This window comes from Clostridium coskatii (assembly GCF_001675205.1).
GTDB lineage: Bacteria > Bacillota > Clostridia > Clostridiales > Clostridiaceae > Clostridium_B > Clostridium_B ljungdahlii.
Window position 1 is genome coordinate 67104 of record NZ_LROR01000061.1, and the last position, 10929, is coordinate 78032.

At 31.2% G+C, this 10929-nt stretch carries 8 protein-coding genes; all 8 read right to left on the reverse strand.

Annotated features, from left to right (window positions below; all coding sequences use genetic code 11):
* Positions 1-19 precede the first annotated feature (19 nt).
* Positions 20-2626, reverse strand: a complete 2607-nt coding sequence (locus CLCOS_RS15675) for a hypothetical protein (protein WP_063601386.1) — start codon at positions 2624-2626, stop codon at positions 20-22.
* 6 nt (positions 2627-2632) lie between these two features.
* Positions 2633-3811, reverse strand: a complete 1179-nt coding sequence (locus tag CLCOS_RS15680; RefSeq protein WP_023162772.1) for a zinc ribbon domain-containing protein — start codon at positions 3809-3811, stop codon at positions 2633-2635.
* 17 nt (positions 3812-3828) lie between these two features.
* Complete coding sequence (locus tag CLCOS_RS15685) at positions 3829-4872, reverse strand: hypothetical protein (protein ID WP_023162771.1); 1044 nt, start codon at positions 4870-4872, stop codon at positions 3829-3831.
* A gap of 268 nt (positions 4873-5140) precedes the next feature.
* A complete protein-coding gene (locus CLCOS_RS15690) occupies positions 5141-5815 on the reverse strand; it encodes an ABC transporter ATP-binding protein (RefSeq protein ID WP_013237248.1) in 675 nt (224 codons plus the stop codon).
* Positions 5808-6962, reverse strand: a complete 1155-nt coding sequence (locus CLCOS_RS15695; RefSeq protein ID WP_023162770.1) for an ABC transporter permease — start codon at positions 6960-6962, stop codon at positions 5808-5810. The genes CLCOS_RS15690 and CLCOS_RS15695 overlap by 8 nt, the downstream gene beginning before the upstream one ends.
* A 91-nt stretch (positions 6963-7053) precedes the next feature.
* A complete protein-coding gene (locus tag CLCOS_RS15700) occupies positions 7054-7980 on the reverse strand; it encodes an MBL fold metallo-hydrolase (protein ID WP_023162769.1) in 927 nt (308 codons plus the stop codon).
* A 305-nt stretch (positions 7981-8285) separates the two neighbouring features.
* Positions 8286-9677 carry a cell wall-binding repeat-containing protein gene (locus tag CLCOS_RS15705; RefSeq protein ID WP_023162768.1) on the reverse strand — a complete coding sequence of 464 codons (1392 nt, stop codon included), beginning with the start codon at positions 9675-9677 and terminating at the stop codon, positions 8286-8288.
* A 245-nt stretch (positions 9678-9922) separates the two neighbouring features.
* Positions 9923-10585: an MgtC/SapB family protein gene (locus CLCOS_RS15710; protein ID WP_013237244.1), complete on the reverse strand. Its 663-nt coding sequence runs from the start codon at positions 10583-10585 to the stop codon at positions 9923-9925.
* Positions 10586-10929: the final 344 nt, after the last annotated feature.

The window sequence follows — 10929 nt, forward strand, 5'->3', positions numbered from 1 at the left end:
TAAATAACACCTCTCTAAATCATTTTTTAAAAAGATCAAGTATACCCTTTTTCTTGCCCTTTTCCTCTGCTTCTTTTTCAATTTCAAGCCACTTTTCTCTAATGTAAACTTGATTTTTTAATTTACTCGTCTTATCAACAATATAGGCAGTATACTCTTTTAACTTTTTTTGAGAAATTTTTATAAGTATTTCTATTACTCTATTATATATAATATTTTCCCTTTCTTCACTTAAATTTTTCTTATTTTTATATAAGGTTATGAAAAAATCTAAAAATATTTTATACCTATCATTGTATCGAGAACCCATTAAGTTTTTATATTTTTTTGTAAAAAGTATATCCTCTATACCATTAACATATACATCGTAAAAGGTATCTTCATATTTGGAACAAAAAAAAGTCTTTTTTACCTTTATATGGCCTGCAGAGCCAGAAGACTGCACTAATATATTAGGTAAAAGCCAGCTTAAGTATTCTCTATACTTTTCCTCACTCATATGTGAAAAGTTATATTTAACCTTCTTAAGAAGTTTTTCATTGTAGTCCATATCTGGATTTTCAATTCTCTTACCAATATACAAAAGTTCTGATATATTACAGATAGTTGTAATATTATACTTTCTTTTTAATTTTAAAATTGTTTCAATAAGTCCATTTTCTTCTACTGCATTATCTATACTTAATTTTTCTTCTACATCCGTTATAAACTTCTCCATTACTTTTTTATCCACAATGTGCATATTTAAGTTATCAATTATATAATTCAATATTCCCTTGTAACTTTCAAGGGCTGCGTCATCTCCATGATAAAATTCCAAATACAATTTAAAAGCATCTGAAAATTTTTCACTTCTGTACTCTTCAAAAGAGTTGAATATTTCACTGCAGTAATTTGTAAAAAAGTCCTGATTTTCAATATTTTTCTTTAATTGAAAAACATATAGAGAAAATAAAAAATTATAGGAGTTTGGAAGGTTGTACATATTTGAATAGACTTTTTTCTTCCAATTACCATCCCTGTTTCCCTCATCTACAACAAATTTCGCAAGCAAATCCAAAATAGTTTCGTTTCTACCTAAATAATAGTTTATGCAGTAAATTCTAATAATAATTTTTGAGATACACTCACAATCATTTTTAAAATAATTGAGCACATATAAAGTGTTGTCTTCAGATGCTATTAAAAATTTTATACAGTTATTTAAAAGCAAAGTAACATTTTTATCTTTAAAAGTGTACCCGGAGTAAATTATATCTGATATTGTAGAAATTGAATAATAAACTGGATTTTCTTTAATATCCTTTTGAATACTTTTTATTCTATCTGGACTCAGCGAAGCTTCTAAAAATTGACCCATATTATCCATTTCATCCTGTGCCATTCTTTTACGCAAATTCAACATTTCATAAATATCCGTATCTTTGCTATAAACTGCAATATAATCAAGAGAGTCAAAGAAAAATTTATAAGCCTTTACTATATAATTATCATCACCTATGTCTCTAGACACTTTAAGTAAAAATGTAGTTATCATATAGCAAAGCTGGACATCCACCTGTGTACTTATCTTTTCAAGTCTTGCATCAATCTGATGAAAGAGTTCCTCATAGGCCTCTTCCGATTTATATTTAATTGCAAAGCTGAGGGCTTTTTTCACATCTTCTATACTGCATTTTTCAAGTCCCTTTTTTACTATATTATAAAGGGTTACACAATTATCCACTTCTTCATCCAGTTTATTGTACTCAAACTGATCTAAAAATTTTAGAAAAGGCAGGAACACTTCTTTTGAAACAGTGTATCCTACTTCAGCCCGCTTTGAAAAACTGCTTTTGCTCCTTGGACAATCTTCTGAAAAATTCATAGCACTGTACTCATACATCTTTCGATTGTCTGCAAAATTAAATTTGCTACCATTTTTACTTATACCGCAGAGTATATAGTCTGTATTATCTGGGTTATAGCTGTAAGTAGTAAAACTAAATTGCAGTGCCAGCTTTTTAGGTAGTGACATACAAACTGACCCAATCCAAAAAGGAATGTTTTCTTTTACATCTGCAAGTATAATTCTTTTTTTGGAACTATTATACGTCACAACACGTTCTAAAAGACTTGTAAATTTCTTACCCCTATCTCCTCCACTGCCTTTTAAAAAATTACTTATTTCATCAAAATCAACTACATTTCCTAGTGGAATCTCCGTAATTTCAGGAAGATAATCTATTTCAACAGCATTTTTTTCTTCTTCACTCAAACAATCTCTAAAAACAGGCGATTCATAAAGCTCTATAGGATAAAACTCCCAAGCATTATTCGATATAAGTACATGGCAAAAGTAATTTCCATATCTCTCTGAATAATCTTTTCCCACATATTTAATTTGTGAAATACAGTACTTTTCACTTTCAAGTCTAAAATAAGAAAAAGATATAGGAAACAACCTGTCTATCTCTTCTTTGGTAGGTTGTGTTGGAAGATTAGAAGGCGGTATGTATATGCAGTGGCTTTCTATTTCCATTCTCTCTTTGTCTGTAATACCTTTTGACATGGAATAAGTTTGAAATCCCATTCCAGAGGACAAGCCCTTTTTACAGGACGTATAAAAAAGCTGCTGAACTGCCATTATCTATCACTTCCTCTTTTCTCCCTTAATAAATTTGTATTTATAGAGAAGCCACAAAAAAGGATCTTCTACCCTATGTGGTCTAAGCTTAGCTATCCTGTTACTTTCAGGATTACATCCAAGAGCTGTCAATCCAAAATAAGCGTACTCTTTAAAATTTGAACTAAGCTGATTTGCAAAATTTTCTCCACCCCAGTTCCTGACTAAAGATTCCATTGTTCCATTTACATCCTCAAAATCTGCCAAATCAAAATATCCCTTACTTACATGGCTGCTTGGATAATTTATGCAGCTTGATGGATCAATCAGTGATTCCACTGCATCAATTTTTGAAAAAGCCACAGCCACAGGTATGTCTATAAGCTTATCCATTCCTATATCATTTGCCTTTCTAATAAGGTTTGCCGTTCTAGAAAGCAAGTCTTCTATTTCTGTATTTTGCTGCGGCAATTTAATATTTTTAGGCAGCTTTCTCCTGACTTCCTCCAGCTGAAGAGGGTCAAGCAAAAATATTATACCTGAAGAATTATATATGTACTTATTTACAGTTTTCATAGTATTTTCAGAATCTAAATCCTCACCTGCAGTATCAAAAAAAGCAATAGTAACTGCATTGCTTATCTTCTTACTTTTTAAAAAGCTTCCAAATATTCCGTTATCCTTAAAAACAAGATTATATATAAGAGGCTGCTTTACAGAGGCATCAGTTTTAGCAGAATGAGTTACTCCTATAATTTCATTTCTCTTAAAAATAGGATTATAAAAATCATTTCTATATCTATTCATAGTAGCATCATCAACTGCTGAAAGACTATAATTGAAGGCTGAAGCTATCTCATTCATTATCTTTTGAATTAAAACTGCAATGTAATGGCTTTTTCCTGCCTCCTTTGCACCAATTACTGCAAATATTAAATTATCATATTCTCCAATTGAATATGGGAGTTCCTGATTACAGGTTGGGCATACTTTTATATTGGTTTTCTGCCCACACTCATTGCAAAACACATAATCCGGCATTTCATTTTTGTCCTCAACGTTCTTTGGCTTTATAGGCGTTAGGTTTCTTGCATTTTCACATAAATCAGGATCATTTTTGCATATAAAATTCACTTCATTTAAAGCATGTTTAGAAAAACAATAGGGACATATATAATCATCTTTTTTTCTAAAGTTAAGTTTCACAATTAATCCTCCTCTCTCTATTTAAAGTACAGCTTTTCCTTAGCTGGCGAAACTATCCTGTATAACTTGCTGTTAGAGTCATCTACAAAAAATAATTTCACATACATATTTTTTCTTATATTTTCAATAGGCAACTCAAAATCCATGATTTCATCATTTTTTAAGGTTTCATAATCTATATTAAACAAAGTTTCTCCGTCAGATTTTTGAATAGGCATATTCCCTATCTTACTGATTAAAACAAGCTGTGGTAGTTCTATTTCGTCCTTTGAAGAAGATTTAGAAGATGGTGCAGACAAGCTTATCTTAGCAGATTTTAATTTACCCAAGAGGCTTTTTTTTAAGTCTATTTCATAAAATATTTCTTGAGGTACTTTATTTACCACAAGCCTTCTCTGACCTTCAGAATACAATGTCTTGTTTTCATATTCCACCACAGCATAAATACAGAAATAATAATTTCCTTCTTCTATTTTACTTATGGTGTAATCTCCTGTTTCAAAGTCTTCCTCTCTCTCTATGATTACATGAGAAGCACTGGAATCTGAGGATGCCTCGGGAAACCTATCCATCCTGCAGCATAAAAGTACTTTGTCTATACCTTCTGGCCATCCCCATTCCAGAGACAGTTGCCCATATTTTATTTCTGCTCTTACAAAGGGTACATCCGGAATGTTTCCATCATCAAAAACAGGTTTAATTTTACTATTCTCTGATTTCTCAGGTAATTCATCTATATGTAATTGTAAATCATCATTTACATTTTCAATTTTATCTTCATCCAATTCTTCTGGAGAATCTTCAACCTTTACTTCACTGCAGCTTTCAGAATCTATATTCTCTGTGGAGTTTTTATCGTTTTGATCTGAAGACGAATTTTCTATATAGGAATTATCTCCAGTAATTTCTGATATTTTTTTTCGTATATCATCTTCCGATAACTCAGTAAATTTATTTAGGAAGTTATTTATTTCACTCTGAGAAATATTATCTTTAACTGAAAATATTATGTCAATTTCCTCAGCTAATTCTTCCATTTCTCTCTCCTTTTTTTCGTCCATTTTACTCATACTCCCTTCAATATTAGTATATACCATTGTATTAGGAGTTCAAAATTAAAATTTTGTGAATATAAACAGAGTTCTTGGCATCAGATGGAGTTTTGACTCCACCTGATGCTTAGAAATCGTTATCCAGGGACGTAGCCGCTCTTTACTCACACTTGGAGAAAAGCAGATATCCCAAATCTTTGATTTGGTGATAGTCGCCTTCACAGAGTGCGTGGGAGTATTAGAGCAGGTAGTCATCGGATAAAAAAACAAGTGAAGGTTAATCCCGCACTTGTCCATCTTTTATCTGTATTATCCTATCAGTTTTATTAGCTATATTTACATCGTGAGTTACAATAATAAAGGTAGTACTAAACTTATCATTTATTTGTCGAAAGAGTTTATAAATACTCTCTGCATTTGTAGAATCAAGATTTCCAGTGGGCTCGTCCGCAAGAACTATGCTGGGATCGTTCATAAGTGCCCTAGCTATAGCAATTCTTTGCTGCTGTCCCCCTGATAAGTCATATACCTTCTTTTTCTTGCACTCAGAAAGTCCAACTAGTTCCAAAAGTTCTTCTGCCTTTCTCTTAGCACTTCTACCGCAAAAAAAATGCTTTATTCTGTAAGGCATAAGTACATTTTGTATTGCATTAAACTCGGGTAGAAGATAATGAAACTGAAAAACAAATCCTATGCTTTTATTTCTCACTGCAGCTCTTGAATTTCTCCCTATACTTTTTATACTTTTACCCTGTATGTACACTTCTCCTGTTGTTGGCTTATCCAACATCCCCATTATATTTAAAAGAGTGGTCTTTCCACTTCCCGATGCACCTATAATGGAATTAAAAGATCCCTTTTCTACGGATATATTTACTTCTGACAAAACTTTATTTTTAACTCTTCTTCCATATATCTTATTTACATTTTCAAGTTGAATAATGTTATCCATTTTTTATTACCTCCACAGGATTAAGTCTAAATGACTTAAATGCCGGAAAGAGTGCCGCAAAAGTTGATGCAGCTATATCAATAATAGATGATGCTAAAATAAACTTATGGTTCACAACTATATTAACTAGAGGCAATCCTTCGGAATTAACTATATATCTATTAAACCCTTTTATGTACAACCATGTAAAAAGCAATCCCAAAGCCGTTCCCAATACTCCAAGTATAAAAGCTTGTACAAAAAATATAAAGGCTGCACTTCCATCTTTTATACCCATGGCCTTTAATATACCTATCTGTTTATATTTTTGAACTACACTTATACCAAGTATACTTATAATACTGAGAACTGCTGCAAGAAGTACAAAAAATTGAATTATTATTGTACAAATTTTTTCTCCAACCATTCCACTGGCTAAAAATTTATTTTGATCTTTCCAATTCTGCACATTAAGACTATTATCAGAAAGTATTTTAGTTACTTTCTTTCCTTCCAAGTCCGCATTATATATATCCTTAACTGCAATTTCTATAGAAGTAGCCTTATTGCCAAAATCAATTAAATTTTGAACATCACTCAAATCTGTAATAACCCAGGCTCCATTTACTTTAGCAGCTCCAAGATCAAAGAAACCAACTATGTTTAAAGTCAACTTTTTCCCGCCCATGGTAAACAAATCTATATTATCTCCAAGTTTTAAGTCAAGCTTCTTCTTCAAGTCCTTTCCTATAATAACTTGTCCACTATTTTCATACATTTTTCCTTCATATATACTGCCTTTTATGTTATAAAGTGAATTTACATCTTCAGGCATAAATCCTCTAATCTGAACAGGTTGGTTAGTATCCTTTAATTTAATAAAGACCTGGGAATCAACTACAGGTGCCGTAGCTTTCACATTTTTATCTTCTTTTACAATCTTATTTTTTATATCACTCCAATTTTCTATGCTGCCGTTATTAGAATAAACCGTAACCTGAGCTGAATTTCCTGCAATTTTATTTAAAATAGTATTTTCAAGTCCACTGCTTAAAAGCCCTATAAATATTTGCACAGAAACTCCTACTGCAATTCCCAGTATTATGACAAAGGTTTGCAATTTACTGTGTTTTAAAAACTGAAGAGCTACTTTTGATGATATAAACAATAACTATCTCCTCCTTAGAACATATTATCCACAAATTTTATATTATTACTAATTTTTATTAAAGACAAGATAATTATTGCTTTCTATATAATTAATAAACGTTAGTACAAATAGGTGCCTTTTTTAAATATTTATAAAGTCCATTCTCCATACTTAAATCCAGCATACCTTTTTCATTAAGATATCTCACATAGGATACTAAAATTGTTTCTGTTAATCCATATTTTACCCTGTTATCCAGACTAATGTTAAAATTTTTAGTTACTGATCTAAAAATTTCTTCCATTGTCATGCTTCCATTTTTATCTATTACATCATATATGCTATTTGCCGTATCTTTATAAAATTTTATATTATCCTTTATGAGCTTTGTAATATCATCATATATGTCTTTATGTGCCACAATATATTTACTACAATTTAAGTCATAAAGTTTCTCTTTGCTTTTCAAATCATCCGTCAGAGAATAGGAATAAGGCATTTTAGCTTGCTCCATTAATTCATATCCAACAAGGGCATCCCCTAAATATGCCACATCATCAGGAGTAATGACACATATATGGGCAGCACTATGTCCTGGTGTATGAATAATTTTAAATTTGACACCACAAACATATATACTTTCTTGATCAGGTGTAATCATAATATCTGTTTTACAAACCATCTGTCCAAAATGTTTTGCAATTTCAGCCATGTTATAATTATTATGATAAAATTTCAAGTTAATAATTGAACTGCAAGTAACAGCTTCACATTCCGGCATAGCAATAATACAATTATACTTTTCTTTCAAATATTCAGCATTACCTATATGATCCATATGAGCATGAGTGCATATTATAGCAGCTACTTTTAAATTATTCGTTTTTAAAACTTCAGCTATACCTTCCCTTTCTCCTCCTCTTGGCCATCCAGAATCCATCATAATTATTTCTCTATAATTGATCTTATAAAAAGGTATGCATGCCATTTTAGTATCAATACAAAATGTATTTCCCTTTATATTTTTTATTTCCATATGCTATTTTAGCAGCAAAATTACTTAACATGAAACTGCTAAATGTTCGCTTCCCTTCTTTATGATATTTTTCATTCAAAATTATATAAAGAACCTTCCTAACATATAAAACCAATTTCATACATTAAGAAGGTTCTATTTGCAAATTAATAATTACACATAGCCCTATTCTTCTTTTATCCGATGACTACCTGCTCTAATACTCCAACTTTTCCAAGTTGGAGTATTAGAGCAGCTACGTCCCTGGATAACGATTTCTAAGTATCAGGTGGAGTCAAAACTCCATCTGATGCCAAGAACTCTGTTTATGGTCTAAACTGCTGATCCATTTTCATTACTTTACCATCTTTAATGAATAAATTAAATACAGGCCTATCTTCATATTTACCATTGACCATATCAGTGAAATTAGGTTGATTATAGGATATATTTCCATCACTATCAAAATGAATTAGTTTTATACTCACATCACTATCTACCTCTAATTTTACCTTATCGCTTATGGTCATGTCAAAGCCATCATCTAATATAAACCACTGTCCATTATCTTCTTCAACTACACTGCTATCTCCCGTTCTTTTTACATAATCCAAAGCTTCATTTATATCTGTAACATATTTTAAATAATTACCTTCTATATAATACTTTCCATCTTCACCTACATACTCATTAGTTACTTCAAACAGCTTCTTTTCTATTCCTTTTAACTCATTCTCCGCATCTTCGCTTACAGCACCACTTCCCCCAAGTATAATTTCATCTGTATACTTTGTGGTATCTATATACTCTTTTTGAGTTGAAATATTCTTTCCATCAGTAAGTAAAATAGGCGCTTGAAGTTTTGCTGCTAAAGCACTTCCAGATAGAGCATCTGGGAAATTTTCTCCATTTGCAATAATTATACTACTGCTGTCCAAATTAAAATATTTACATATGTTTAATGAGGTTTCATATCTATTCTTTCCCCATATTCTTATAATATTTCCATCCTCTATAGTTGTGTCCAATTTCTTTATTTCAGAAATAATATTATCACTTAATGCACCTTGTCCTCCTATTATGTAAACAGAAGAAGGGCTTATTTCGCTTATCTTTTCCTTTACTTCATCCGGCAGTGTATCTGTATTACTTAAAATTATTGGATAACCTTTCATACCTGCTATGCTTGATATACTCAGTGCATCAGGAAAATTACTGCCATTAACTATAACTAGGGGCGTTCCCTTACTTACATTCATATTTTCTACTATTACTTTATTAGTGTCAAATCTATTTTTTCCGCCAAGCCTTTTAATATTGTTAAACCCTAAAGATTTAATATAATTTATATATTCATCACTTACAGAAGCATATCCACCTAGAACGTATACAGTTCCACTTGCATCCAAATGATCTTTTATATAATTAATAGAATCCTGACTGTCACTTAAAGACTTGTCTACCAAAAGAATAGGGGCATTTAATTGTTTTGAAAGCACACTACCAGCTAAGGCGTCGGGGAAATTGTTTCCACTAGTTACAATAACATTTTGTACTTTCCCGCTGCTAAAGTTGTTACAAATATTTATTGAGGTTTGGTATCTACTTGATCCGTAAATTCTGCTCACATTATGGCTGGAAGCAGCAGATACAGTTCCAGGGAAAGCGAGTCCTAAAATTATTGCTTGCCCTAAAGCCAGTTTAAATATTTTTTTCATATGTTTTCCTCCAATATTATATTATAGTTTGCTAATGCTCAACTTCCTCACATATAAAATTTTGACTTAATATAAAAATATTGCAACGCAATATTTTAAAAGAACAAAGTTCAAAGTTCAAATATCAAATAAGTATAATTTTCTTCCTAACGTCAGAAAATATTAAAATTATAGATTTCGTGAGATACGATGGAAATCATCTTTACCTGTTCTTTGTTATTTGAACTTTGCTATTTTTAAAAATTTTATTCTATGTTTACGTCCCTTACGTAAGGAATTTTCAGAAGATTTACCATCATATCCTTTATTTCATTTTGATTTCTGGTATAAACTTTAAAGGTAATCCTCACTTCTAAATCCTTATTACTTTTATTATGATGCCTATTAACCTGAATATTAGATATTTTCATTTTTGAATTTTTTAATATATCCAGTGCAGAATTAATACCTTCTTCTGATAAATTTGCCCTTCCTATAGAATATACCTCGTTTTTTTGAAGTTTGTTGAATATTTCAAGTCCTATAACTATAAGCACTGTAGCTCCCACACCAGGTATATACATGCCTGCACCAATTGCTATACCAATACCTGCTGTAGCCCACAATCCAGCTGCAGTAGTCAGTCCTCTTACAAACTGGTGCTCCACAATAATAGTTCCTGCTCCCAAGAAACCAACACCACTTACAACCTGAGCAGCTACCCTACTTGGATCTAGTGAAACCGAATTCATACCAACTAAATCCCAAAATCCATATTTAGACACAAGCATAATAAGGGCACTTCCAACTGCTACGACAAAATGAGTTCTAAGTCCTGCTTGCTTAGAGTGGCTTCTTCTTTCAAATCCTATTAAAGCCCCAAGTACTCCCGAGAGTACTAGCCTGAGTAACATTTCCCATTCTCCCATAGTATCCCTCCGCTTTTAACATTATAGATTTAATTATAATATATATGGCAAATAAAATACATATTTTTATAAAAACTTTTATAGCATTTGTAAACAAAAAATCAACTTATTCTCCGTATATTTCTTACAAACTTCAGCTCATTAAATATTTTGATAAGTCTAAGTAAAAAATTCTAAAAAAGCTAAGAACTTTTGAAAACTCGTACCTCAAACAATTCAAAAGTTCTAAGTTTTTACGAATTTTTTTCTAAGACTTATATACAAAATATTTAAAAGAGCTTCATTATTGTAAAAATATGCCTGCGTATAAGTTGATTTTTAAGTTAGAAACCCTATATATCGAA